This window comes from Pseudomonas sp. NFACC14 (assembly GCF_900106885.1).
Lineage (GTDB): Bacteria > Pseudomonadota > Gammaproteobacteria > Pseudomonadales > Pseudomonadaceae > Aquipseudomonas > Aquipseudomonas fluorescens_AA.
The window spans coordinates 140,499-166,325 of record NZ_FNOA01000013.1 but is presented as its reverse complement, the minus strand read 5'-3'; the positions used below and the strand labels follow the sequence as shown (position 1 = coordinate 166,325).

At 61.7% G+C, this 25,827-nt stretch carries 24 protein-coding genes and 1 pseudogene; 15 read left to right on the top strand and 10 right to left on the bottom strand.

The annotated features are described in order from the left end of the window. Positions 1-131: 131 nt before the first annotated feature. Positions 132-1,313, bottom strand: coding sequence for an NO-inducible flavohemoprotein (hmpA, locus tag BLU85_RS19740; protein WP_092202634.1), 1,182 nt, complete (start codon positions 1,311-1,313; stop codon positions 132-134). Between the two features lie 153 nt (positions 1,314-1,466). Here hmpA and norR point away from each other — a divergent pair, with 153 nt between their 5' ends. The 5 genes from norR to BLU85_RS19715 all read left to right on the top strand — a co-directional run bounded on the left by norR (position 1,467) and on the right by BLU85_RS19715 (position 6,697). After that, positions 1,467-3,023 carry a nitric oxide reductase transcriptional regulator NorR gene (gene norR, locus BLU85_RS19735; protein WP_092202632.1) on the top strand — a complete coding sequence of 519 codons (1,557 nt, stop codon included), beginning with the start codon at positions 1,467-1,469 and terminating at the stop codon, positions 3,021-3,023. A 302-nt stretch (positions 3,024-3,325) separates the two neighbouring features. Then, a complete protein-coding gene (locus tag BLU85_RS19730; protein WP_092202630.1) occupies positions 3,326-4,228 on the top strand; it encodes a chemotaxis protein CheV in 903 nt (300 codons plus the stop codon). A gap of 134 nt (positions 4,229-4,362) precedes the next feature. Beyond that, positions 4,363-4,692, top strand: coding sequence for a hypothetical protein (locus tag BLU85_RS19725; protein WP_092202628.1), 330 nt, complete (start codon positions 4,363-4,365; stop codon positions 4,690-4,692). A gap of 79 nt (positions 4,693-4,771) precedes the next feature. Continuing rightward, positions 4,772-5,521 (top strand): YkgJ family cysteine cluster protein, encoded by a 750-nt coding sequence (locus BLU85_RS19720; protein ID WP_092202626.1) that lies wholly within the window; start codon positions 4,772-4,774, stop codon positions 5,519-5,521. A gap of 204 nt (positions 5,522-5,725) precedes the next feature. Beyond that, positions 5,726-6,697 carry a 2-hydroxyacid dehydrogenase gene (locus tag BLU85_RS19715; protein ID WP_092202624.1) on the top strand — a complete coding sequence of 324 codons (972 nt, stop codon included), beginning with the start codon at positions 5,726-5,728 and terminating at the stop codon, positions 6,695-6,697. A gap of 197 nt (positions 6,698-6,894) precedes the next feature. Here the strand turns inward: BLU85_RS19715 and BLU85_RS19705 are convergent, their stop codons facing one another. Continuing rightward, on the bottom strand, positions 6,895-7,797 hold the full coding sequence (locus BLU85_RS19705) for a DMT family transporter (RefSeq protein ID WP_092202620.1): 903 nt from the start codon (positions 7,795-7,797) through the stop codon (positions 6,895-6,897). A gap of 136 nt (positions 7,798-7,933) precedes the next feature. On the opposite strand from BLU85_RS19705, the gene BLU85_RS19700 reads away from it, so the two are divergent. Next, the gene (locus tag BLU85_RS19700) at positions 7,934-8,809 is read left to right on the top strand and encodes a helix-turn-helix domain-containing protein (RefSeq protein ID WP_092202618.1); all 876 of its coding nucleotides are present in this window, start codon (positions 7,934-7,936) and stop codon (positions 8,807-8,809) included. Between the two features lie 282 nt (positions 8,810-9,091). Here BLU85_RS19700 and BLU85_RS19695 read toward each other — a convergent pair whose 3' ends face one another. Continuing rightward, positions 9,092-9,502: an HPF/RaiA family ribosome-associated protein gene (locus BLU85_RS19695; protein WP_060740719.1), complete on the bottom strand. Its 411-nt coding sequence runs from the start codon at positions 9,500-9,502 to the stop codon at positions 9,092-9,094. Between the two features lie 498 nt (positions 9,503-10,000). On the opposite strand from BLU85_RS19695, the gene BLU85_RS19690 reads away from it, so the two are divergent. After that, positions 10,001-10,318, top strand: a complete 318-nt coding sequence (locus tag BLU85_RS19690; protein ID WP_060740718.1) for a DUF3509 domain-containing protein — start codon at positions 10,001-10,003, stop codon at positions 10,316-10,318. On the opposite strand, the gene BLU85_RS19685 is transcribed toward BLU85_RS19690, so the two are convergent. Then, positions 10,315-10,815, bottom strand: coding sequence for a phosphate-starvation-inducible protein PsiE (locus BLU85_RS19685; protein WP_047699631.1), 501 nt, complete (start codon positions 10,813-10,815; stop codon positions 10,315-10,317). The genes BLU85_RS19690 and BLU85_RS19685 overlap by 4 nt on opposite strands. Before the next feature lie 322 nt (positions 10,816-11,137). On the opposite strand from BLU85_RS19685, the gene BLU85_RS19680 reads away from it, so the two are divergent. Next, on the top strand, positions 11,138-11,398 hold the full coding sequence (locus BLU85_RS19680; protein ID WP_003205410.1) for a YebG family protein: 261 nt from the start codon (positions 11,138-11,140) through the stop codon (positions 11,396-11,398). Positions 11,399-11,472: 74 nt separating this feature from the next. On the opposite strand, the gene BLU85_RS19675 is transcribed toward BLU85_RS19680, so the two are convergent. After that, positions 11,473-12,864, bottom strand: a complete 1,392-nt coding sequence (locus BLU85_RS19675; protein ID WP_092202615.1) for an aminotransferase-like domain-containing protein — start codon at positions 12,862-12,864, stop codon at positions 11,473-11,475. Between the two features lie 342 nt (positions 12,865-13,206). Between BLU85_RS19675 and BLU85_RS19670 the strand changes: the two genes are divergently transcribed. The 5 genes from BLU85_RS19670 (at position 13,207) to glyA (ending at position 18,638) form a co-directional block, all read left to right on the top strand. Continuing rightward, complete coding sequence (locus BLU85_RS19670) at positions 13,207-14,412, top strand: benzoate/H(+) symporter BenE family transporter (RefSeq protein ID WP_092202613.1); 1,206 nt, start codon at positions 13,207-13,209, stop codon at positions 14,410-14,412. Beyond that, positions 14,409-15,581, top strand: coding sequence for an NAD(P)/FAD-dependent oxidoreductase (locus BLU85_RS19665; RefSeq protein ID WP_092202611.1), 1,173 nt, complete (start codon positions 14,409-14,411; stop codon positions 15,579-15,581). The genes BLU85_RS19670 and BLU85_RS19665 overlap by 4 nt, the downstream gene beginning before the upstream one ends. 27 nt (positions 15,582-15,608) lie before the next feature. Beyond that, positions 15,609-16,040, top strand: a complete 432-nt coding sequence (locus BLU85_RS19660; protein ID WP_003205417.1) for a Rid family detoxifying hydrolase — start codon at positions 15,609-15,611, stop codon at positions 16,038-16,040. A gap of 94 nt (positions 16,041-16,134) precedes the next feature. Further along, entirely contained in the window at positions 16,135-17,388 is a 1,254-nt protein-coding gene (gene thrC / locus BLU85_RS19655) for a threonine synthase (RefSeq protein WP_092202609.1), read from the top strand. An 11-nt stretch (positions 17,389-17,399) separates the two neighbouring features. After that, the gene (gene glyA, locus BLU85_RS19650; protein WP_092202607.1) at positions 17,400-18,638 is read left to right on the top strand and encodes a serine hydroxymethyltransferase; all 1,239 of its coding nucleotides are present in this window, start codon (positions 17,400-17,402) and stop codon (positions 18,636-18,638) included. 146 nt (positions 18,639-18,784) lie between these two features. Here glyA and BLU85_RS19645 read toward each other — a convergent pair whose 3' ends face one another. After that, positions 18,785-19,804, bottom strand: coding sequence for a Glu/Leu/Phe/Val dehydrogenase family protein (locus tag BLU85_RS19645; RefSeq protein ID WP_092202605.1), 1,020 nt, complete (start codon positions 19,802-19,804; stop codon positions 18,785-18,787). 187 nt (positions 19,805-19,991) lie between these two features. On the opposite strand from BLU85_RS19645, the gene BLU85_RS19640 reads away from it, so the two are divergent. Continuing rightward, complete coding sequence (locus BLU85_RS19640; protein ID WP_092202603.1) at positions 19,992-20,795, top strand: SirB1 family protein; 804 nt, start codon at positions 19,992-19,994, stop codon at positions 20,793-20,795. 130 nt (positions 20,796-20,925) lie between these two features. Here BLU85_RS19640 and maiA read toward each other — a convergent pair whose 3' ends face one another. From maiA to hmgA, 3 genes and pseudogenes are all read right to left on the bottom strand, one after another. After that, complete coding sequence (maiA, locus tag BLU85_RS19635; RefSeq protein WP_092202601.1) at positions 20,926-21,564, bottom strand: maleylacetoacetate isomerase; 639 nt, start codon at positions 21,562-21,564, stop codon at positions 20,926-20,928. Further along, a pseudogene (gene fahA / locus BLU85_RS19630) lies at positions 21,560-22,878 on the bottom strand (fumarylacetoacetase); the annotation flags it as partial. The gene maiA and the pseudogene fahA, both read right to left, overlap by 5 nt. Positions 22,879-22,880: 2 nt before the next feature. After that, positions 22,881-24,185, bottom strand: coding sequence for a homogentisate 1,2-dioxygenase (gene hmgA, locus BLU85_RS19625; protein ID WP_092202597.1), 1,305 nt, complete (start codon positions 24,183-24,185; stop codon positions 22,881-22,883). Positions 24,186-24,337: 152 nt separating this feature from the next. Between hmgA and BLU85_RS19620 the strand changes: the two genes are divergently transcribed. Further along, complete coding sequence (locus BLU85_RS19620) at positions 24,338-25,159, top strand: IclR family transcriptional regulator (RefSeq protein ID WP_092202595.1); 822 nt, start codon at positions 24,338-24,340, stop codon at positions 25,157-25,159. Here the strand turns inward: BLU85_RS19620 and BLU85_RS19615 are convergent. Beyond that, positions 25,124-25,825 carry a hypothetical protein gene (locus BLU85_RS19615; protein WP_092202593.1) on the bottom strand — a complete coding sequence of 234 codons (702 nt, stop codon included), beginning with the start codon at positions 25,823-25,825 and terminating at the stop codon, positions 25,124-25,126. The genes BLU85_RS19620 and BLU85_RS19615 overlap by 36 nt on opposite strands. Positions 25,826-25,827 lie beyond the last annotated feature (2 nt).

The following is a 25,827-nucleotide window of genomic DNA, read 5'->3' as shown; positions in this document are numbered from 1 at the left end:
AATGCCATCGCGAGCAAGCTCGCTCCCACAGTTTTTTGCGGTGTCCACAGGCGTTGTGTCCGCCGCTAATCCCTTGTGGGAGCGAGCTTGCTCGCGATGAAGGCAACCCGGTCTCCCGGTTCGCCGCGACCTTACTCCAGCGCCGCCGCCGGACCGAAGAATTCGTAGCGGCTCTGCCGGTCCGGCACACCCAGGGCCTTGAGGTGGCGTTTGACGGCACCCATGAACCCCTTCGGCCCAAGGAAATAGGCATCCAGGTCACGCTGCTCCGGCAACCATTGCGCCAATTGCTCCTGGCTCAGCAGTCCCACCTTATCCGCCGCCGGGCTCAAGCCGTCGTCTTCGTCGTAGCAGTAGAAGCGCTTGAGTTGCGGATGCCGCTTGGCCAAGTCGTCGATCCAGTCGCGGAAGGCATGGGCGCGGCCGTTACGTGCACAGTGAATGAAATGCACCGGCCGCTCGGTTTGCAGTGCCGCCTGCAACATGGCCAGGGTCGGCGTGATGCCGACGCCGCCGCTGATCAGCACCAGCGGCTTGTCGCTGGCGGTCAGGTAGAAATCCCCGGACGGTGGGAACAACTGGATACGGCTGCCAACGTCGAAATGACGATGCAAGTAGTTGGACACTCGCCCACCTGGCTCGCGCTTGACGCTGATCCGATACCGACCATTGTCCGCCAGGGCCGACAGCGAATAGTTACGGCGCACTTCCTCGCCATCGAGGATGAGCTTCATGCCGATGTACTGGCCCGGCTCGGCCACCAGGATCGGGCCCTTGTCCGCCGGTTCGAAGTAGAACGAGGTGATCTCCGAGCTTTCCTGGACCTTGGCCGCCAGGATGAACTCACGCTCGCCACGCCAGCCGCCCGGCGCCTCGGCCTTCTTGTCGTACATACCGGCTTCGGCACCGATCAGGATATCAGCCAACTGGTTGTAGGCAGCGCCCCACGCCGCAATCACCTCGGGCGTGGCGATGTCCGCGCCCAACACCTCGGCAATGGCTCGCAGCAGGCACGCACCGACAATCGGGTAATGTTCCGGCAGGATCTGCAAGGCAACGTGCTTGTTGACGATTTTCGCCACCAGGTCGCCCAACTGGTCGAGCTGGTCAATGTGCCGCGCATACATCAACACGCCGTTGGCCAGCGCACGGGGTTGATCGCCACTGGCCTGGTGAGCCTGGTTGAACAGGGGGCGCACTTGCGGGTATTCGGACAGCATCATGCGATAGAAGTGAGTGATCAGTGCTTCACCACCGCTTTCCAACAAGGGAACAGTGGAACGAATGATGGCGCGTTCTGCTTGGCTGAGCATAAGGTGACTCCATGCAAGGACTTGAATAACAACTACAGCCTTACCATCAGTTTCCATGCCATTATTTATTTCGTTATTTTTCAATGATTTAATTAAAAAATAGTCATAAAGACACGGAACCCTCTATAGTCTTTATGACTACATGGAGTCTTTATGACTGCAACCTCTCTACTCACAGCCTTGCTGCCCCTGGTGGCGGACCTGTCCCGCGAACTGCCTGAAGGCGAGCGCCATCGCCGCTTGCTGGGCGCCCTGCGCGCGCTGCTGCCCTGTGATGCAGCCGCGCTGCTGCGCCTGGACGGAGACTGCCTCGTGCCCCTGGCGGTGGACGGTTTGAGCACCGATACACTGGGCCGACGCTTCCGGGTCAGCGAACACCCACGCTTCGAAGCGCTGCTGGCGAACCCGCAGCCCACCCGCTTCGCCGCCGACAGCGGCCTGCCCGATCCGTACGACGGGTTGGTCGAGGGGCTGGCCGAGCACTTGGAGGTCCATGACTGCATGGGGTGTCCGCTGTTCGTCGACGAGCGCCCCTGGGGCCTGCTCACCTTGGATTCGCTGGACCCGGAACGCTTCGAACCCATCGACCTGAGCGCCCTGCAAGCCTTCGCCAGCCTCGCCGCCGCCACGGTCAGCGCCGCCGAACGCATTGAGCGCCTGGCCTTGAAGGCCGAGGATGAGCACCGCCGCGCCGAGGTCTATCGCCAGGCCAGCGGCCAGCAACATCGCGACATGGTCGGCCAGAGCAAGGCCCACAAGCGCCTGGTGGAAGAGATCGCGCTGGTGGGCGGCAGCGACCTGACCGTATTGATCACGGGCGAAACCGGTGTGGGCAAGGAACTGGTCGCCCAGGCCATCCATGCCGCGTCGAAACGCGCCGGGCAGCCGCTCATCAGCCTCAATTGCGCCGCCCTGCCGGATACGCTGGTGGAAAGTGAACTCTTCGGCCACGTACGGGGCGCCTTCACCGGGGCGACGAACGACCGGCGCGGCAAATTCGAACTGGCCGACGGCGGCACCCTGTTCCTCGATGAGGTGGGTGAGTTGTCCCTGACGGTCCAGGCCAAGTTGCTGCGGGTGTTGCAAAGCGGCCAACTGCAGCGCCTGGGTTCGGACAAGGAGCACCGGGTCGATGTACGCCTGATCGCCGCCACCAATCGCGACCTCGCCGAAGAGGTACGCAACGGCCGTTACCGGGCCGATTTCTACCATCGCTTGAGTGTGTATCCATTGCAGGTACCGGCGCTGCGTGAGCGCGGACGGGACGTGCTGCTGCTCAGCGGCTTTTTCCTGGAACAGAATCGTTCACGCATGGGCCTGGGCAGCCTGCGCCTGACCAACGACGCCCAGGCCGCACTGTTGGCCTACGACTGGCCGGGTAACGTACGCGAACTGGAACACCTGATTGGCCGCAGTGCCCTGAAGGCCTTGGGCCGCTGCCCGACGCGCCCGAAAATCCTCAGCCTCAGCGCCCAGGACCTGGGTTTGCCCCAAGCCCCTGTGGATAACCCAGCCCCATCGTCCACCGGCCCGGGGCCAGCCCTGGTGAGCGTGACGGGAGACATGCGCGAAGCGGTGGACGAATTCCAACGCAATTTGATCGCCGCCTGCCTGGAGCGGCACCAGTACAACTGGGCCAGCGCCGCCCGGGAGCTGGGGCTGGATCGGGCGAACCTGGGGCGGATGGCCCGGCGGTTGGGGCTGAAATAAAACCTGTGGCGAGGGGATTTATCCCCGCTGGGCTGCAAAGCAGCCCCAAAATCTACCCACCCGGAGTATCAGACTGAATGCGTTCAGCCTTTTTTGGGGTTGCTGCGCAACCCAGCGGGGATAAATCCCCTCGCCACAGATAAACCCCTCGCCACCAGTGGAGCCATCCGAGGCCGCTGACTTGAAATTGGCTGTCGACAGCTTTCTCCCTAAAGCCTGCCCCCGACAAGTCGATAACCCGATATCAAAAGCTGTTTTGGCGATCTTCAGGCTCGCCCCACCTTTTTCCACAGAAGGTTTTTATGTCTTCCAACAAAGCCCGCGCAGATTCACTTTCGCTTCTGCTGTTTACCTTGCGCAGCGGCAAGCTGATGGCGATCAACCTGCTCAAAGTCAGTGAAATCATTCCCTGCCCACCGTTGACCAAACTGCCGGAGTCCCATCCGCACGTCAAAGGCATCGCCACCCTGCGTGGGACATCGTTGTCGGTGATCGACCTGAGCCGCGCCATTGGCGAGCGGCCGCTGGAAGATCCGGACGGCGGTTGCCTGATCGTCACCGACGTGAGCCGCTCCAAACAGGGCCTGCATGTGCAGGCGGTGAGCAAGATCGTGCATTGCCTGACCACCGACATCAAACCGCCGCCCTACGGTTCCGGCGGCGTGCGTGCGTTCATCACCGGCGTGACCTCGGTGGACGGCACGCTGGTGCAAGTGCTGGACATCGAAAAGGTGATCCACGGCATCGCACCGGCGCAGATCGAAACCGCGCCGACCGAGCTGAGCATGGAAGACGCCGAGGTCCTGGGCAGCGCCCGGATCCTGGTGGTCGATGACAGTCAGGTGGCATTGCAGCAATCGGTGCATACCCTGCGCAACCTGGGCCTGCAATGTCACACCGCCCGCAGCGCCAAGGAGGCCATCGACTGTCTGCTGGAACTGCAGGGCACGGCGCAGGAGATCAACCTGATCGTTTCCGATATCGAAATGTCGGAAATGGACGGCTACGCCCTCACCCGGACCCTGCGCGAAACGCCGGACTTCGCGCACCTCTACGTGTTGCTGCACACGTCGCTCGACAGCGCCATGAACAGTGAGAAAGCGCGATTGGCCGGCGCGAACGGGGTGCTCACCAAGTTCTCGTCGCCGGAATTGACCAAGTGCCTGATCACCGCGGCCAAGGCCGTCGCCGAACAAGGGCGCTGACACCCACCCGCGGCAAGGCAGGCCGAACGCCAGGAGGCTGCGATCCTCGCGGCCTCTGAACACTGCTCCAACTTCAGGCAGCTCCGACCTCAGGCATACTCCTGTCCTGGTTCCCCTGAACAAGGACATTGTTGATGAAAATCCCTGCGCTGATGCTCCTCGGCCTCACTGCCGCCATGGCTTTTCAGGCCCAGGCTTCCAGCCCCGACGCCTGGGCCGCCTACGACAAAAAAGTGCTCGCCAGTTGCCTGAAGGCCAGCGGCCTTAAAGACCCCGAACCCGTCGGCACCGCCGCGCAATTCGACGACCGGGTGGGCTACACCGCGCTGTTGCTGCAAGGCCAATACCCACAGAAACACATGAAAGGCGCAACCGGCACCGAGTTGTGCCTCTACCGCAAGAAAACCAGGACCGCCTTCGTCACCGAATGGGACTCGATCCGCTCGACCGATGCCTCTCGATGAATGGCGCATAACTTGCTTCGCAGGGCTTATCTCGGCGTTTTTCCGGCGCCGCTTTCAGCCTATTGCCTTCGGTCGATCAATGAACACAACGTTTTCCTGTGTAGGGTGCGGTAAATGCTGCACCGGCCATCACGTTCCCCTGACCCTCGACGAAGCCAGGATGTGGGCCAATGACGGCGGCCAGGTGATTGTCCTGGTCGAGGCCTTCCTGCCCAATGGCCTCGGTCTTCCGGTGGCGCAACGTGAACATGCCGAACGACGCTCGGCGGTGGTCCGTAGCGGCACGAGTGACGCGCGGGTGGCGATCACATTCGCCGCTTATAACGTGGGTCGTTGCCATAATCTGGACGACGAAAACCTGTGCCGCATCTATGAGCGCAGACCCTTGGTGTGCCGCATTTATCCCATGGAAATCAATCCACACATCCCGCTCGATACCGCCGCCAAGGATTGCCCACCGGAGTCGTGGGAAACGGGGCCGCAGTTGATACTGGGCGGTGAATTGGTGGACCAGGAACTGGCCCGCTTGATCGAGCGTTCACGCCAGGCCGATCGTGATGAAATCGCGATCAAGGAACGCATCTGCATGTCTCTGGGCATCCACACGACGGCGTTGAAGGGCGACGGGTTCACGGCCTACCTGCCGAACATGGCTGCGTTTGCCGCCGCTATCGATCAAGCCCGCTCGCAGCCGTTGGACCAAGCGACTGGCGAATGGCAGTTCCACCTGTCCGGCGAGGACGTGGCCAACCAGGTCTCGGCCAGCGGCGCGCGGGTGGTCACTGAAGCACCGGTCACCTACGCCTTCATTTCCCTGCGGGCCGCCTGAGTTTGTAAAGATCCCCCCCTGTGGGAGCGAGCTTGCTCGCGATGGCGCCGGTCCAGTCACGCGCAATGGATTGGCAGACCGCTATCGCGAGCAAGCTCGCTCCCACAGAGGGTTGGCGGCGCTGCGTTTACACCGTCCCCTCTCGCCTAACCCGCGCCAGGAATGTTAGCGTGCTTGGTATTCCATGCAGATGAGCCTTGCACGATGAAAAAAACCGTACTTGCCTTCAGCCGTATCACGCCCCCCATGATCGAACGCCTGCGCCAGGACTTCGACGTGATCGTCCCCAACCCGTCGAACGGCGACATCAACGCGCAGTTCAACGAAGCCTTGCCTCACGTCCACGGGCTGATCGGCGTCGGTCGCAAGCTCGGCCGCGAGCAACTGCAGAGCGCCACGAACCTGCAAGTGGTCTCCAGCGTATCGGTGGGCTACGACAACTATGACCTGGCCTACTTCAATGAACGCGGGATCATGCTCACCAACACCCCCGACGTGCTCACCGAAAGCACCGCCGACCTGGCCTTCGCCCTGCTGATGAGCAGCGCCCGGCGCGTGGCCGAACTGGACGCCTGGACCAAGGCCGGGCAATGGCAAGCGACGGTCGGCCCGCAGTTGTTCGGCAGCGACGTACATGGCAAGACCCTGGGCATCGTCGGCATGGGCAACATCGGCGCAGCCATTGCCCGGCGTGGCCGGCTGGGGTTCAACATGCCGATTATCTACAGCGGCAACAGTCGCAAGACCGAGCTGGAAAACCAACTGGGCGCACAATTTCGCGAACTGGACCAATTGCTGGCCGAAGCCGACTTCGTCTGCCTCGTCGTACCGTTGAGCGAGAAGACCCGCCACCTGATCGGTCAGCGTGAACTGGGCCTGATGAAGCCAAGTGCCATCCTGGTCAACATTTCCCGTGGCCCTGTGGTAGACGAACCCGCGCTGATCGCAGCGTTGCAGAACAACCGCATCCGCGGTGCCGGGCTGGATGTCTACGAGAAAGAGCCACTGGCCGAATCGCCGCTGTTCCAACTGAAGAACGCCGTGACCCTGCCCCACATTGGCTCTGCGACTCACGAAACCCGTGAGGCCATGGCCAATCTGGCTGTGGATAACTTGCGCAGTGCCTTGTTGGGCGAGCGACCGCGGAACCTGGTCAACCCGCAAGTCTGGAAATAAATCCTCCGCAAAGCCCCCGGGGGAACACGCCGTGGCGAGGCAGCTTGCTGTGGCGAGGGGATTTATCCCCGTTGGGCTGCGCAGCAGCCCCTGCCGGTTTATCTGACGCATTGCGGTGGCAGATAGACCTTGGGGTCGCTTCGCAACCCAGCGGGAGCAAGCTCCCTCGCCACGGGATTATTGCCAGGCGTTCTGTCTCAGCGGGCCCCCAGTGCGACATTCGTCGCCACCGGTCGCGGCTTGCGGAACACCAGCACGTTCCCCAGCATCACCAGGACCAACCCCACCCATGCCGGCACCGTCCACTGGTAGCCCTCGGCAAACGCCGAGACATTCAATGCCACCACCGGGAACAGCACGGTGCAATAGGCCGCCCGCTCCGGCCCCATGCGTCCGACCAGTGTCAGGTAGGCGGTAAAGCCGATCACCGACCCCGGGATCACCAGGTACAACAACGAGCCGATGTAGCGCGTGTTCCATTCCATGTCGAACGGAATGCCTTTGAACGCACACCACACCGCCAGCATCGCTGCGCCATAAGCCATGCCCCAGGCGTTAGTGGTCAGTGGCTTGAGGCCGGCTTTCTGTTGCAGGCTCGACAGCATGTTGCCCGCCGAGAAACACAACGTCCCCAGCAGTGCCAGTGCCAATCCGAGCAACGTTTGCGGGCTTGCGCTGTGACCGGCCAATTCCGGCCAGAACAGCAAGGCCAGCCCCGAAAGCCCCAGGGCGCCCCCCAACAGCACGTTATGGGCAATCCGCTGACCGAAGAAAACCCGGGCATTGAGGGCGTTCCAAAGGGTGGCGGTGGAAAACACCACGGCGACCAAGCCACTGGGAATCCACTGGCTGGCAGTCAGGAAGCACATGAAGTTGATGCAGAACAGGCACAGGCCCTGGGCGACGCAGATCAAATGGCCACGCCGGTTCATCACCTGCAGGCGGCGGCTGAGCAGCAGCATCGCGAACAGAATCAGGGCCGCGAGGCCAAAGCGATAGACAATCGACACGGGAATGGCGACAACGCCCAGTTGCAGTTTCAGGGCGATCCACGTGGTGCCCCAGATGAGCACGGTAAGCAGGTACAACGAGAGGTTCATGGTGACGGCTCCTGGCAATGGCCATCAGTGTCACGCCGTTGGCCACCCCACACTTGCGTAAACTTGCGCTTTTGTCGGTTCGCAGGCTGGCATGGGCCGGCCGACGGAGTAGGATTCGAGTCGGAGAGAACCGATCATGTCCACACTGCAAAGCCTGCAAGTCTTTCAAGCCCTCAACAGCTCGCCCAACGCTCGCCTGGAGCACAGCGCCGAGCTTGGGGACGGCTTGGCGGCCGCTTTGTGGAGCAACCATCACGACGCCCAGGACTACGAGGCGCCGACCCACCATACGTTGTCCTGCTACATCGCCGGTGGCACGGGTACGTTTCGCCGCGAACGACCCGAGATCACAGGGGCGCCGGGCAAACTCTGCGTACTGCCCGCCGGACATGAATCGGCCTGGGTCATCAACGGCGACATTCGCCTTGCCCACCTGTATTTCAGCCCTGAGCAATTCGCCTTGGGTTGCATCACGCTGCTGGATCGCGAACCGCGGCAGGTGCAATTGCACGAGGAGACGTTCCTCGACGACCCGCAACAGGCACAACGCTTTCGCCAGTTGATCGCGCTGAACTGGAACGAACCCGCCGAACGCCTGCTGACCACCAGCCTGGCCCATGACCTGCTCAACCACCTGCTGCTCAGCCAGGTCGGCCAGCGCCAGGGGCTTCGCCTCAAAGGCGGCCTGGCGGCGCATCAGCGACGGTTGCTGGTGGATTACGTCGACAGCCACCTGGCCGAGGCCATCAGCCTTGGGCAACTGGCGGCGCTGTGCGCATTGTCCGAATACCACTTCGCGCGGATGTTCCGCGAAAGCTTCGGACTGCCGCCCCATCAATATGTACTGGCCCGGCGCCTGGCTTGCGCGCAACACTTGCTGCGTACCACCTCACAACCGTTGGGCGAGGTGGCGCTGGCCTGCGGATTCGCCAGCGCCAGCCACTTCGCCAACCGTTTTCGCCAGACCGTGGGGGCGAGCCCCGGGGAATATCGACAGGCATTCTTGCGCTAGCCAGACTATCGCCATCGCGAGCAAGCTCGCTCCCACACCGGACTCGGGGCGGTCACAAAATCGCCATTCGACACAAATCCCTTCTGTGGGAGCGAGCTTGCTCGCGATGGCGTCAGGACATTCAACAACTTCGCAAGCTGACCCACCGCTTTCGCGAGCAAGCCCCGCACACAGGGGAATAGGATCAATGCGGGAATGGGCTTATTTGCCGCAGCGGACCGACAAAAGCAGAACGGGCCTGCGATGCAGGCCCGTTCGGTGAGTGACTTTAAGTGATCGGGCTCAGCCGTTGAGTGCGGCCCGTTCGTTCTCCAGGAATTCTTCTTCCAATAGCGCATCGGCCAAGGCAACGGATTCGGTCGGTGTCGCAATGGCAGCGCGCTTGCCGCGCAGTTTGCCGAACAAGTGCTCCAAGGCGTTTTCAAGCTTGGTGGCCGCCCCCTCGATCGCCAGTTCCAGCGTATCGGCCTTGTGCGTCACGGAAATCGGCTGGTGGCCTTTAGGCCGCGCCTCAAGCTGGCAACGCAGGTCATGGGGACCGGGCTTGTCGCCGTTCTCGTCCCGCAAATGAACCTCGACCCGTGTCAGGTCTTCTTCATAACGTTCGAGCGTGCTTTCGATGGTAGTACGTACCCACTCCTCCAGTCGGATGCTGCTTTGAATATGGTTATCGCTGTTGACTTGGATTTGCATAGTTCATCCCTTATTTCAGCTAGCTCGCCGGGGGCCATCGACGTGAATGCAACGGCCCCTTGAATACAGAGTCGGGCTGGCGGAAGAACAATTCAACCCCTGGAAAAATATAAATATCCATTTGCAAATAAAGCCGGACAACAGGCAAAGGCACTGTTAAGGTCGGGAGTTGCCCCGCCCTGCCCACCCGCCGCAAATCGCCTCCCCTCCTGCACCGTCAACGAACATCCGCACGTTATTGCCCCGAAACGGGCAGCCGCATTCCAGAGCGTTCGACGCTTGGGTGCCGGGATCATTGTCCGACGGTTTTTCCGGCATGCCACTTGCTACTTCCCTGTAGGCGCTGTCGCAGGCTGCGATCTTTTCGATTTGAAGCCTGCCCAGCCCTGGAAAATTTGAGATGAACACGATCATGGAATGGCCGATGGTCCAGTGTTGCGAACTAATCCCGATCACGGCCGGTCAACAACTGCACGTTCAATCAGGCGGTGACGCATCATGGACAACCCTTTTCAGATCATTACCGACGCTTTTGCGCCGCACTATCAAATCAACCTGAGTATTCAGGGCCTGGATGGCAGCATCATGCTGACCCTGTCCAAGAGCGGGCGCATCGTCGCCAAACGCATGATCAGCGCCCAGCAACGCAATGACCCGGAGCGGCTCAAGCGCCTGGTGCAAAGCATTCAGTTCGGCATCGCCATCGAGCAGGGCCACAGCGCCGTGGCCATCCTCGAAGCCATGACCGGCGGCGACAACATCAAGTTGCCACCACCGCATGCACAGGGTGCGGCACCTTCTGCCGCCGGCCTTTAAATCTCACCCTTCTCCACTTCGGCATGCTCGCTGGAACCCGCGCCGACCTTGCGGTGCGGGTGCTCGATCTTCACCGAAGGAAACTGCGACGAAGCGTAGCGCACCACCAGGATCGAAAACGCCAGCAGCAGGATGCCACCGCACAGGTAGATGATCCCCAGGTCGGGCGGGCTGTGGTGGGAAACGTTGGAAATCAGCAACCGCGTCAGTGCGGTAATCGCCACGTAGATCAGAAACCGTACCGGCATGTGGTTGGTCTTGAAGTAGATCCCGACCATCGCCCCCAATTCCAGGTAGATGAACAGCAGCAGGATGTCGTCGATCTTGATGTGCCCCGCCTCGATCATCTGCAAGAACTCCATCACCGCCGCCCACGCGGTCACCGCACCGATGGCGAACAGCGCCAGGTAGTGGAAAGTCTCGACGAACAGGTTTCCCAGGGACTCGGCCAGTTGATGGACGTTCTGGCGCAGGTTCTCGGCCCAGTTTATTTTCACGATGTAGTTTCCTTAGGTCGGCTCGACCGGATGATGCGGGTTGGACGTGACGGTTGTTCTGCATGCAGAAAAAAGGCCAGCGACTGAGGGTGAGATGGCGATAGGCTGGTATCCGGCACTTTTGGGCGCTTCATGCGGCTTTTTCGCGAGCAAGCTCTGCTCTCACACAAGCTTTGCTCCCACACGCTTCGCTCTCACATGCCGAAATCGGTCTACATTAAAAAGCCACTATCCAAAGCAACAGGATTCGCTTATCCTTTTGCCTGTATATAAATACAGTGTTCGCAAAGACAAACCAATGTGAAGGCATGTGAGGTGGTGAATGGCCGTCGAAGTGGTATACCGCAGCAGCCGAGATCTGGAGCGCTTGTTCATGGATAAAGCCGAAGCTGACCGTCATGACAAAATGCTGGAGCTCGCCGAATTGCTGGCCGAGGTTTTGCAAAAAGCCGTTCCATCGCTGAGCGAGCAACAGGTGGAAGAAGCCGGGATCTACATGGCGAAGAATCGCGATGTGTTCGCCAAGGCTTTCAAGAGCCAGCCGGACGCCTTGTCCGAACTGCTCAACCCGTCGGACGAGTAACCAAAAAAGATCGCAGCCTTCGGCAGCTCCCACATGGAACAACCGTGCAGGAGCTGCCGAAGGCTGCGATCTTTTTAGTAATAACGACGCGGATCCGAATCGATCAGGCTCGCCAGCTTCGTGAGGGCGAAGCGCAGTTCGTCCTGACTGGTGGGCGACATCAATACCAACCGCACGCACCGGGTGCTACCTGAACGCTCAGCCTGGAACTGGGTGCCGCTGAGCACCAGTACGCCGTTGGCCCGGGCAAGCATGGTGAACTCGTCGCTGGTCCATGGCTCGGGCAGTGTCAGCCAGACGTGATAGGAATACGGCTGGGTCTTGAGCTCGAAATTGGCAAAGATTTCCCGGGCGATCGCTTGCCGTCCCGCCGCCTCGTTGCGCTGGATGCGAATCAGTTTCTTGTCCAGGCCTTCGGTAATCACATTGCTGGCCAGCTGCGCCGTCAACGGCGACGGCATCCAGACACTGCTGCGTACCATCGAAGTCAGGCGCGACAGCAGTTTCGGCGGGCTGTAGATGTAACCGATGCGAAGCGCCGGCATGACCGATTTCGACAGGCTGGTCAGGTACACCGAACGATCCGGCGCAAAGGCCGACAACGGCTTGATCGACGGATCGGTAGCCAGGAAACCATAGATATCATCGTCCAGGATGATGAAGTCGAACTCCTCGGCGAGCGCGGCAATCTGGGCCCGACGTTTCTGCGACATGATCGCCGCCGTCGGGTTCTGGCAGGTCGCCACGCACACCAGCATCGCCGGCTTCTCTCGCAGGCACAGTTCGCGCAAGGCTTCGGGAATGATGCCTTCGTCATCCATCGGCACGCCACGCAGGCGACGCTCGAGGCCGTGGGCCAGGGAAATGATGCCGGGGTAGCACAGTGCCTCGCAGAGCACCAGGTCACCGGCGTTGGTCAGGGCGCTCATCGCAACCATCAAGCCATGCTGGGCCCCGGCGGTAATCACCACTTGCTGCCATTGCGCGTCAGGCAATGAATGACGCAACCATTGAGCCCCCGCCTCACGATGCGCCGGGTGACCGCCGTCCGGCGCGTAATCCAGCGCGCGCGCGAAATCGGTACTTTTGGCCATGCCCACCAGCGCGCCGCGCAACCAGTACTCCAGGGTCTCGCTGTAGGGCTTGATGATCGAAAGATCAAGCAGTTCGGATTGCCCCAGGTTCAACGGCGCGGCGGCGCTGTTGCTGGCCGGCAGTTCCAGCTGCTTCTGGTTGAGCACATAAGTGCCACGCCCCACTTCCCCCTGCACCAGCCGACGCCGATGGGCTTCGCTATAGGCCCGGCTGATGGTGCCCGGCGTGACATTCAAGGTGGTCGCCAGCTCCCGCAAGGTCGGCAAGCGATCGCCCTCGTTCAGCACGCCGTTGTTGATATCGCGCGCCAACGCATCGGCAATCGACAAATACATCGGCTGGCTGAACTCGCTTAGCTGGGGAACCCACATGAATGATCACTGCCCATCGTAGAAATGATGAATATCCGAGCATATCACATGGAGGTTAGGCAACTAATAATTCGACACATCCGGCGAATTGAGTCGATTGATACGATTATTGAATCGTTAATCAATGGGATATGAAGAAATTTTTACAGCGAATAATATTCATATAAATCAAATGACTAAACACAAAAACCACTAAAAAACCCCCGTCATGGCAGAAAAATATCTCGTAACAATCCCGCCGCCTATTGAATCAACTCAATTCATTCAAATACACTGATCTCGAATCGAATCAATCGACTCAATCATCCATTGCAGGCTCCTGCCGCGCCAAGTCGAGACATCATGGACACACTCAGAAAGGATCTATCCCTGTCAGCGATCATCGCAGGCTTCATCGCCGTGATCATTTCCTACGCCGGCCCGCTCATCATCGTGTTCCAGGCAGCCAAGGAAGCCCACCTGCCCGATGACGTGGTGTCTTCGTGGATCTGGGCCATTTCCATCGGCAGCGGAATTACCGGCCTGCTCCTGAGCTGGCGCCTGCGTGTTCCCGTCATCACGGCGTGGTCGACACCGGGGGCGGCGTTACTGGTATCGATGCTGCCCACCGTGACCCTGCCCCAGGCCATCGGTGCCTATGTGGTGGCGTCGGTGATCATCGCCGTGGTCGGTTTGTCCGGGGCCTTCGACAAATTGATGAGCCGCCTGCCCAAGGCCATTGCCGCCGCCATGCTCGCCGGCATCCTGTTCCGCTTCGGCGCCGAGCTGTTCACGTCGATCAAGCTGCAACCGGCGATGGTGCTGGCGATGATCGCGGCCTACCTGGTCTTCAAGCGTTTTTCGCCACGCTACGCCATTCTGTCGGTGCTGATCATCGGCTGCGCGGTGGCTGCCTCGTTCGGTGAACTCAACAGCCATTCGATCACCATCGCCGTGGCCCATCCGGTCTTCATCGCACCTGAATGGAACTGGCACGCGATCATCAACATCGGCCTGCCACTGGCGCTGGTGACCTTGACCGGCCAGTACGTGCCCGGCATGGCCGTATTGCGCACCTCGGGCTACAACACGCCGGCGCGCTCGATCATTTCGGTCACCGCCATCGGCTCGGCCCTGATGGCCCCGTTCGGGTCCCACGGCCTTAACCTGGCGGCCATTACCGCAGCGATCTGCACCGGTCGAGAAGCCCACGAGGACCGCGACAAACGCTACATCGCCGGGATAGCCTGCGGGGTGTTCTACATCCTGATGGGCACCTTCGGCGCGACCTTGGCCTCGGTGTTTTCCGCACTGCCAAAGGAACTGATCGCCTCCCTCGCCGGCCTCGCCTTGTTTGGCGCGATCAGTGCCGGGCTGACCGGAGCCATGGCCGATGAGAAGCAGCGGGAAGCCGCGCTGATCACCTTCCTGGTGACGGCCTCAGGCATGAGCTTCCTCGGCCTGGCCGCCGCGTTCTGGGGGCTGATCTTTGGTCTCGTGGCGCACTTCGTGCTGACCTACACCCGGGAAAGCAAAGCCGCCGCTATCGCCGAGGGCAGCCGACCATGACCGCTCGTTACGACTTCATCGTGGTCGGTGGCGGCATCGCCGGCGTCTCAGCCGCTTATGAACTGGCAGCCCATGGCAGCGTCTGCCTGCTCGAACAGGAACAGCAACTGGCTTATCACACCACGGGACGTTCGGCCGCGATCTCGATGGAAAGCTACGGCAACCAACAGATCCGTTCGCTGACCTGTGCGTCCCGACGCTTTTTCGAGAACCCGCCCGAGGGCTTGGCCGAGCATCCGCTATGGGCGCCGCGGGGTGCACTGATCGTGGCCCAGGCGGCACGGGTGGACAAGCTCAAGGCGCGTTTCAGCGCCGTGCTGGAGCAAGTGCCCACGGCCGAGTTGCTCGACGACAAGCACGTGCAAGAGCTGGTCCCCTACCTCGCCGAAGGCGCCTGGAGTGCAGGAATCTACGAGCCCAGCGCCTTCGACCTGGACGTGCATGGCATTCATGGCGCCTATCTGAGTGGCCTGCGTGCCCGTGGTGGCGTGGTCAAGCGCGAGACCGAAGTGCTGCGTGGCGAATACCGTGACGGGCACTGGCGCTTGCACACCCGCGACGGCCAGCCACTGCAAGCCGCCATCGTGGTCAACGCTGCCGGAGCCTGGGCCGATCAAATCGCTGAGCGCTGCGGCGTGCCCAAGGTCGGTGTCCGGCCGTTGCGGCGCACCGTGCTGGCGGTCGACCCGCAGTGCGACGTGCACCACACGCCCTACCTGGGCACGGTGGACGAGGACATTTTCATCAAGCCTGAAGCCGGGCGCCTGATCGTCTCCCCCTGCGATGAAAGCCCGTCGTTGCCCTGCGATGCATTGCCGGAAGAGCTTGACCTGGCCATCACCATGGATCGCCTGCAGAACACCACGCGCCTGCGCCCCCGCTCGATCATCAATAAATGGGCGGGCCTGCGCACCTTCGTCGCCGACCGCTCGCCGGTGCTTGGCCAGGACCCGCAGCAAGAGCGCTTTATCTGGCTCGCCGCCCTTGGTGGCTACGGCATCCAGGCCGCGCCCGCCATTGCACGCCTGTGCAGTCATGCGGCGCTGGGCATCGCCATGCCGGCCGACCTGGCGGCGCTGCAACTCAACTACCAGCACTTTTCCCCGGCCCGCTGCCGCGACGAGGAATTTTCCAGCCTGGCCGTCAAGCAGGTTGCCGATTTGCACTAACCCATTCACTTAACAAGGAACGTCACCATGCAAACCACCGCTCAAATCCAGCCCGCCGCCAAACCATTCCTGGGCGAAGAGAACGTCATTTTCACCGACAAGGCGCCACTGCCACTGGGCACCTATTCCCAGGGCATCAAGGTCAGCCACGGGCAGACCATCTACCTGTCGGCACAGACCCCGGTCTCGGCGCTGAACAACGAAGTGCTGGCCAAGGATTTCGAAGGTCAACTGCGCCAGACCCTCGACAACCTGGTGCAAATGGCCGAAGCGGCAGGCGGCACCCTGGCGAACGTGGTCAAGGTCACGGCGTTCATCACTGACCTGAGTGAGTTCCCGACCCTCAACCGCGTCATGGAAGAGTACTTCACCAAGCCCTATCCAGCCCGCACCACCGCCGGCGCCAGCGCGCTGGCACGCAATACCCTGGTCGCCATCGACGCCATCATGGTGATCTGAAACACCTTCCGTCTGCGGAGTGCCCGTCGATCCGGCAAGCCGGATCGACGTTGGCAAGGAAAGCACCAGCACAGCGTACTTTCAGAGGGTGACCATGAAGAATTCGTACAGAGAGTATGCATTGCAGTGCCTGGTTTGCGATCGAAGCTACCAGCCCCATGAGGTCAGCTACTACTGCCCTCATTGCAAAATCGATGGCGCCCTGGATGCGCTTTACGATTACCCGACGCTCAAGCGCGAATGGTCCCGGGACAGCCTGGCCCATGACCACGCCCGTGGCATGTGGCGCTATGACCGCTTGATGCCGTTGAGCTCGACACAGTTCATTCCACCACTACTGGTGGGCAATACGCCGCTGTACTCGCGCCCGGAACTGCTCGGCAAAGGTGCCCGGATCAAAGTCTTCGTAAAAGACGAATCGCGGCAACCGACCGGGTCATTGAAAGATCGCGCCAGCGCCCTGGCCGTGGCCCACGCCATGCAATCCGGTGCGCGTACCGTGGCGGTGGCCAGCACCGGCAATGCCGCGTCGGCATTGGCCGGGATGAGCGCCAGCCTGGGCTTGCACAACGTCATTTACCTGCCCAAGAGTGCGCCCCGCGAAAAGCTCGCGCAGATGCAAGGCTACGGCGCCGAGATCGTGCTGGTCGATGGGCAATACGACGAAGCCTTCGAACAATGCCTCAACGCTTGCGAAAAACATGGCTGGTACAACCGCACCACCGGGATCAACTCGTACATGAGCGAAGGCAAGAAGACCGTCGCCTTCGAGATGTGCGAACAACTCAACTGGCAGGTGCCGAACCTGGTGTTCGTGCCAGTGGGTAACGGCTGCATCCTGGGCTCGGTCTACAAAGGCTTTTTCGACTTGCTGCAATTGGGCTGGATCGAACGTATCCCACGCCTGATCGGCGTGCAGGCCGAGCATAGCAACTTCATGTATCGCGCCTGGCGCTACGATCGCTCGATGCAGCGAACCGAGCGCCTGCCGCCCACCAGTCTGGCCAGCAGCATCAACGTGGCGCTGCCGCGTGATCGCCTCAAGGCCATGCGCGCGGTGACCGCCAGCGGCGGCGAGTTCATTTGCGTCAGCGACCCGAGCATTGTCGCCGCCGCCTCCCGATTGGCCGCCAGCACCGGTGTGTTTCCGGAAGCCGGCGCCGCCAGCGCCTTCGCCGGCCTGCTCAAGTACGCAGAAACGCACCCCGACACGCCGCAAACCGCCGTCATCCTGATCACCGGCAGCGGCTTGAAAGACACCTCCATTTTTCTATCCGACTCGTCCAAAAGCCAGCCACGGGTGTTGCCGCATCACGTGACCGCGCCACCGGCCGAAGCGCTTATCTAGGGAATCACACCATGAGCCTGCAAAATTTCGACCCCGCCATTGCCCGCCTGATCGACCGCGAGCGCAATCGCCAGGAAACCCACCTGGAGCTGATCGCTTCGGAAAACTACGTCAGCGAAGAAGTGCTCCAGGCCCAGGGCTCCGTGCTCACCAACAAGTACGCCGAAGGCTATCCGGGCAAGCGTTACTATGGCGGCTGCAAGGTCGTCGATGACGTCGAGAACCTGGCCATCGAACGCGCGCGCAAGTTGTTCAACTGCGAATACGTCAACGTGCAGCCGCACTCCGGCTCCCAGGCCAACCAGGCGGTTTTCCTGGCGATACTTGAACCCGGCGACACGATCCTGGGCATGTCCCTGGCCCACGGCGGCCACCTCACCCACGGCGCCTCGGTCAATTTTTCCGGCAAGTTCTACCGGGCCTTTTCCTATGGCCTGGACACGGAAACCGAAACCCTCGACTACGAAGAAATGGAAGCCCTGGCCCGGGAACACCGGCCGAAGATGATCATCGCCGGGGCCTCGGCCTATTCGCGGACTATCGACTTCCAGCGCTTTCGCAAGATCTGCGATGAAATCGGCGCCTACCTGATGGTGGACATGGCGCACTACGCCGGGTTGATCGCTGCCGGCGTCTACCCCTCGCCGGTGGGCATCGCCGACTTCATCACCTCCACCACTCACAAAACCCTGCGCGGCCCCCGCGGCGGCTTGATCCTGGCCAAGGCGCAATACGCCGCCCTGCTCGACAAGACGATTTTCCCGGTGTATCAGGGCGGCCCGCTGATGCACGTCATCGCCGCCAAGGCCGTGGCCTTCAACGAAGCCCTGGGCGACGGATTCAAACATTACCAGCAGCGGGTGATCGACAATGCCCGGGTCATGGCCGACGTGCTGACCCGGCGCGGTTTGCGGGTGGTGTCCGGCGGTACCGACTGCCATATGTTCCTGCTCGATCTGCGCGCGATGAACATCACCGGCAAAGACGCCGAGGCGTTGCTGGAAAGTGCCCACATCACCCTGAACAAAAACGCGATCCCCAATGATCCGCAAAAACCGGCGATCACCAGTGGCATTCGCATCGGCACCCCAGCGCTGACCACACGAGGCTTTGGCGAAGCGGAATGTGCCGAAGTGGCGAATCTGATCGCCGACCTGCTGGAACAACCGGACAACGCCGCACGCCTGGATAACACCCGACGCCGGGTGATGCATTTGTGTGAATGCTTTCCGGTGTATCTGCTGAGGTAATGGCTGGATAAGTGCAGGACGCCGCAGGAAATAAAGGCGAGCAAAACTGTGGGAGCGAGCTTGCTCGCGATAGCGGTGTGACAGTCGATAAAGACGTTGAATGCACGGCCGCAATCGCGAGCAAGCTCGCTCCCACCATTGGATTTTCAGCGGTACAGCAGGCGCTCTGCCAACTCATCGGCCACCCGCGCCGGTGAGCGCTTTTCCGCCTGGGCGTGGGCGAAGACCTCCGTGAGCCGGGCGCCGATCTTCGACAAATGTGCGGTGATCGTCGGCAGTTCTTCGCCGCGATGCTTCAGCGCGACATAGATCAGCCCGCCGGAGTTGATCACATAATCCGGCGCATACAGAATCCCGCGCCTCTCCAACTGGTCGGCCACCTGCAGGCTGCTCAACTGATTGTGGGCCGAGCCGGCAACAGCCGAGCAGCGCAGTTGCGCCACGCTGTGGCTGTTGAGCACCCCGCCCAGGCCGCAGGGGGCGAGGATGTCGCAGGGGGTGCTGAGCAAGGCGTCGTTGGCGATCGGATGGGCGCCCAGTTGCTCCATGGCCAGTTGCACCTTGCCAGGGTCAATGTCACTGACCAGCAGTTCGGCACCCGCCGCGTGCAGTTGTTCGGCCAGGGCATAACCGACATTGCCCAGGCCCTGGATCGCCACCCGCAGGCTTTCGAGGTTATCGCTGCCCAGGCGGGCCATGGCGGTGGCACGGATGCCGGCAAAAACGCCCATGGCCGCGTGGGGCGCGGGGTCTCCCGAGGCCGTGGTGCTGGTGACATGGCGGGTCTGCTGGGCGATGCAATCCATGTCGGCCACCGACGTGCCGCTGTCGATGGCCGTGATGTAGCGCCCGTCCAATTGCTCGATACAACGACCAAAGGCTTCGAACAGCGCCGCCCGACTCTCGACATGGGCCGGACGCATGATCACCGCGACCCCGCCGCCCACGGGCAAGCCAGCCAGCGCCGCCTTGTAGCTCATGCCTTGGGCCAGGCGCACGGCGTCTGCCACGGCACTTTCGTCGTCGGGGTAGGCAAGATAACGACAGCCCCCCAGGGCTGGCCCGGGACGGCTGCAATGAATAGCGATCACCGCCTTCAACCCGGTCGTCGGGTCTACGCTTAGGTGCAGCGATTCAAGGCGGGAGCTTTGCATGAGAGCAAACATCGTAAGGCTCCCGAATCACTTTTGTTTGTTTCGCCAGTATAGGCGTGCAGTCGAAAATTGCTGGAGCACGCCGGAATAATTCGCCAGGGCGGTCAGTCTTTTTCGGCATAACCCGTGACAGCGGCTGTTCGAGACTGGACGAAAATCCATGGCAGGGCTAAAACGGGAGCATAGCCCGGAGAGTTCGATGAAACCGCGCCAAGCCTTTTTTGACTGTCTGCACCGCTCACCACCGGCGCTGTTCGAAGCGGCGTTGTGGATCGCTGCCGAACATGATCGCGACGTCGACGTCCCGACCTTGCTGAAGGATTTCAAGGAGCTGCAACAGCGGGTCAGCCATGGCCTGCCGATGTTGCCTGTCAGCGAACTGGGCCAGCCCCTGTTGCGCCGGCTCAATGACCTGGGCTTCGCCCAAGACGACTTCACCCCCCTGCGACCACACGCGGCGTTGCTGGACCAGGTCCTGGCTCGCAAGCGTGGGCAACCCCTGGCCCTCGGGCTGATTGCCCTGGAACTGGCCCGCGGCCTGGAAATTCCGATGGTCGGTGTCAATTTCCCCGGGCATTTCCTGTTGAAGGTGCCCGGCGCCGATCACTTGCTCGATCCGTGCGGTGGGCGCCGGTTGTACCCCAATGACTGCCGGGAACTGCTGCAGCGCCAATACGGCGCGAACATGCTGCTCAAGGCGGAGCACCTGGTCAACGCCGAGCCGATGCAGATGCTGCAGCGCCTGTCGCGCAACCTGCGCCAACTGCATCTGGCGAACGACGATTACATCGCGGCCCTGATCGACGCCGAACGGGTACTGGAACTGGGCAACGCCAGCGCTGCCGATTACCTGGCCCGCGCCAGCCTGTATCAGCGCCTCGATTGCCCCAACGCCGAACGCTTCGACCTGGAGCATGCCCTGATGCTCAGCGACGATCCGATCCAGCGAATCCGGCTGACGGAGCGGCTGGGGCATTTGCCGCCGAATTCGGTGGTGCATTGACCGGTGGCAGGCATGCAGATCCAGGTGGCTTGTTGAATCGCTGTCGCGAGCAAGCTCGCTCCCACAGTTGACCGAATCAAATGTGGGAGCGAGCTTGCTCGCGATGGCGATGCAACGGCCTACATCAATATCAAGCCGGAGTATCCGGCTGCTTCGCCGGATGCGCCTGCTGGAACGCGGCATGCCCAGCCGCCAATGCCGCCACGCGACGAATCCGTGGATACGCTTGCAAAGACACATTGAACCGCTCGGCGGCGTACAACTGCGGGATCAAGAACACATCCGCCAACCCCGGCGCGGTACCGAAGCAATAACCCTCGTCGCCAATCAACTGCTCCACCGCCACCAGGCCCTGGCTGATCCAATGCCCGATCCACTGCGTCACCTGCGCTTCATCGTGGCCCCACTGCCGCAGCTGGTTGAGCACGCTGACGTTGTGCAGGGGATGAATGTCGCAACCGATCAATGCGGCCACCCCCCGCTCGTGGGCACGCACCGCCAGGTCGGCGCTGAGCAGCGGCACCTGGGGATAACGCTCCTCCAGGTATTCGATGATGGCCGGCGATTGCACCAGCAACGCGCCCTCATCGGTACGCAGCGCCGGCACCCGGCCCTGGGGGTTGATCGCCAGGAAGGCCGGCTGGCGATGCTCACCCCCGGGCGCAGCGATCAGGTTGACGGGCAAGGCCTGGTAATCCAGGCCCTTGAGCGCCAACGCAATGCGCACCCGATAGGACGAGGTGGAGCGGTAGTAGGTATAGAGTTCCATGCGCTCCCCTCAACGCGCCGGCAGGATCTTGCCCCGGCACTCGCCGAAACCGATGGAGGCGAACCCCTCGCGGCGGCAACGGGCCCGCAAAATGATTTCGTCACCGTCCTCGAGGAATCGGCGCACTTCGCCAGACGCCAGTTCGATCGGTTTCTTACCGCCTTCGGTGATTTCCAGCAGGCTGCCGAATTGATGGTTTTCAGGCCCCGACAAGGTGCCCGAGCCAAACAGGTCGCCGGCCTGCAACTGGCAGCCGTTGACGCTGTGGTGCGCGACCAGTTGCGCCACGGTCCAGTACATGTACCGGGTGTTGCTCAGCGCCAGGCGCTGGGCCGGCAGGTTCTGCTCGACCATGGCCTCGGTCAGCAACAGGACTTCCAGTTCGATGTCGAAGGCACCGCCAGCCTGGTCACGCGTGTCCAGCAGATACGGCAGCGGTTGCGGATCGCCTTGCGGACGCGCCGGTTGCGGGCCGCGGAACGGTTCCAGGGCCTCGGCCGTGACCACCCACGGCGAAATACTGGTCAGGAAACTCTTCGACAGAAACGGCCCCAGGGGCTGGTATTCCCAGGCCTGGATATCCCGGGCCGACCAGTCGTTGAGCAGGCAGAACCCGCCAATGTGCTCGGCGGCATCGCCAATGGGGATCGGTTCGCCCAGCACATTGCCCTTGCCGATCCAGATACCCAGTTCCAGCTCATAGTCCAGCCGCGCACATGGGCCGAAGGTCGGCTCGGTCTGGCCGGCCGGCAGGGTCTGGCCCTTGGGACGGCGCACGTCAGTGCCGGACGGGCGAATGGTCGAAGCGCGGCCGTGGTAACCGATGGGCACGTATTTGTAGTTGGGCAGCAATGGATTGTCGGGGCGAAACAGCTTGCCGACATTCTGCGCGTGCTCGATACCCACGTAGAAATCGGTGTAGTCGTTGATCCTGGCCGGCAGGTGCATCTGGCAGTCGGCGGCGAGCAGCAGCAGCTTCGCCTCCAGCGCTTCGACCTTGCCGCGCAACGGACTGTCTTCGCGCAACAGTTCCAGCAGTCGTTCACGCAGGGCAACCCGGGCGCTGCGGCCCAGGTCGAAAAACCCATTCAACTGGCCGCCGGCCATGGCTTCGACGGCTTGTTGCGCCGCGCCATCAAACAAGCCCGCTTGCAGCGCCACCTGCAGATCGAAAATCCGCTCGCCAATCGCCACGCCGCAGCGCAAGGCACCGCCATCGACGCTGAAGACACCCAATGGCAGGTTCTGCAACGGGAAGTCGGCGTGGCCGTTGGCACTGGCGACCCAGCTACGGGCAGGGGAACGTTGAGTCATGGTTATCTCCGGGTCGGGTCGAACGTGACAGGCAGCGAGGCCCAACAAGCATCGTAGTCGGTTTGCAGTTGCGGGCAGTCCAGGGCGAAACGGCTTGGGCGCAAGACCTGGCTGGTCTCGAACATGAAGGCCATGGTGTTGTCGATTTTCGCCGGCTGAAGATCGGCGTTGATCGCCTTGGTACAGGTCTCGCCGTCCGGGCCATGGGCGCTCATGCAACTGTGCAGGGACGTACCGCCCGGCAGGAAACCTTCGGCCTTGGCATCGTAGGCGCCCTGGATCAGGCCCATGAATTCGTTCATCAGGTTGCGGTGGAACCACGGCGGACGGAAGGTGTTTTCCGCCACCATCCAGCGGGGCGGGAAAATCACGAAGTCGAGATTGGCCAAGCCGTGGACGCTGGTGGGCGAGGTCAGCACGGTGAAAATCGACGGATCCGGGTGATCGAAGCTGACCGTGCCAATCGTGTTGAAGCGGCGCAGGTCATATTTGTACGGCACGTTGTTGCCGTGCCAGGCCACCACGTCAAGAGGCGAATGATCCAGCTCGCAGCCCCACAACTCACCGAGGAATTTCTGCACCAGGGTGGTCGGTCGAGCGAGGTTCTCGTAATGGGCGACCGGCGTCAGGAAATCCCGCGGGTTCGCCAGGCCGTTGCTGCCGATGGGCCCCAGGTCCGGCAGGCGCAGCGGCGCGCCATGGTTTTCGGCGAGGTAACCCCGGGCCTGCGGGTCGAGCAGTTCAACGCGAAACTTCAGGCCCCGGGGCAGCACGGCGATTTCCAGCGGCGCCAGTTCCAGTACGCCCAGTTCGGTGGCGATCCGCAGCCGTCCCAGTTGCGGCACGATCAACCACTCACCGTCGGCATTGAAAAACACCCGCTCCATGGAGCGGTTGGCCCGGTAGTGATAAAGGCTGACGCCGGCTGGCTTGTCCGCGCCGGCATTGGCCGCCATGCACACCAGCCCGTCGAGGAAATCGGTGGGCTCGGCGGGAATGTCCAGCGGGTTCCAGCGCAGGCGATTGGGCGTGACCTCACCCAGCGGGCCACCCGCCAATTGCCGTTCGAGCCTGGTGAAGGCCGGGTGATTGGCCGACGGCCGGATGCGATACATCCAGGTACGCCGCGCTTCGCTGCGGGCCATGGTGAACGCCGTGCCAGAGAACAACTCGGCGTAGAGGCCGTACGGGGCTTTCTGCGGGGAGTTCTGACCGATGGGCAAGGCGCCGGGCAAGGCTTCGCTGGCAAATTCGTTGCCAAAGCCTGACTGGTAAGCCAGGTCCGACGCTGTGGAATCGAGGTTCATGGAGCCTCCTGGGACTGCGGCCTGTCACTCAACGGAGTGGTTGAGGCGCACCGGGTTATTTTTATCGTAACTCAATTACGCATAACGTAATTTGCTCGACGGCGACCGTCAAGCTATAAAGACGCCCATTCGCCTCTGGACCCTGCGCCTCCATGGAAACCCCGCTCAGCAACGGTAAACAGAAAGTCCGCTCGGCCGAAGTCGGCACCGACATTCTCAAGGCCCTGGCCGAACTCTCCCCCTCCACGTCACTGTCGCGCCTGGCCGAGCACGTGCAGATGCCGGCGAGCAAAGTCCATCGCTACTTGCAGGCCTTGATCGCCAGCGGGTTCGCCGAGCAGAACGCCGCCACCAACCACTACGGCCTGGGCCGTGAAGCCCTGCGCGTGGGCCTGGCCGCGTTGAACGGCATGGACGTGCTGCAAGTGGCCGCCCTGCCCCTGGCCGAGTTGCGCGATGACTTGAACGAAACCTGCTTCCTGGCGGTGTGGGGCAACCATGGCGCGACCGTGGTGCGTATCGAACCCGCCGTGCGGGCCGTGACGGTGGTGACGCAACTGGGCTCGGTGTTGCCGCTGCTCAGTTCGTCCACGGGGCTGGTGTTCAGCGCTTATCTGCCAGCGCGCGAGACGATCGGCCTGCGCGAGCAGGAAGTGCAAGGCACCGAGCACCACCCCCTGGCCGATGATCGCGCCTATGCCAGCCTGTGCGAGCAGATTCGCAGCCGTGGCCTGCACCATGTGCATGGCTTGCTGATGCCGGGCGTGGACGCCTTGTCCGCCCCGGTCTTCAATGCGGTCGGCGAGGTCAAGGCAGTGATGACCGTCGTCGGTCCGACCTCGCTGTTCCACGCCGACGAAAACGGCCCGGCGGCACAACGACTGTTGGCGGCGACCCGGGCCGTGAGTTGGCGGATGGGGTATGAGGCCGGTCCAGGCTCAGCCCAGGAAATCCGGGACAATCCTGATCACTAGATCATTGAGATGCGGGGTGATCAGTTGCGGATGGAGGTGGCGCTCTTCGCTGCTGAAGCCGACGGTATAAATGCCTTGCTGGCTGCCCTTCGAATGGAAGGGAATCACATCGTTCTTGAAATGGCCCAGTAGATACTCAACCAGCCTCTCGGAAGACAACACCATGCGCCTGCCGGGGCCATGGTCAATAAAACTGGTCACGTACACGCCCTCCGGATAGATGTTGGGCGCATGCATTTTCAAGGCACCGTGCACATCCTCGGCGGTCAATGGCCTGAGGGGGCGCGGGGATAAATCGATTGCAGGTTTCTCCATCAAACTTGCAACGACGTCCATGACGATTTTTTCGAATGCGATCAAGTCCAGCGTCTTTATCCGATCTTCGGCAGCAAAGGAATAACGCCTGCTGAATACATTACTGATTCCTTGCGTATAGGTTGGCAGGCTTTGCTTTTCAACCCAGGCCAGCGTTTCCTCGAACAACGTTCGAGAAGTTCCCGTTTCGAGCTTGGGGAAGTCCATCAACGTGTTCACATAGGCCGTGAATGGGTTGACGTCCAATGGCTCCAGGTAATGATCCAATAGAACCTGCACGGCAAAATCCACGCGCGTGTTTTTCAGTGCTTGAAGTCTTTCGGAGTGAGAAGAAAACAACGGGGTATTCATAA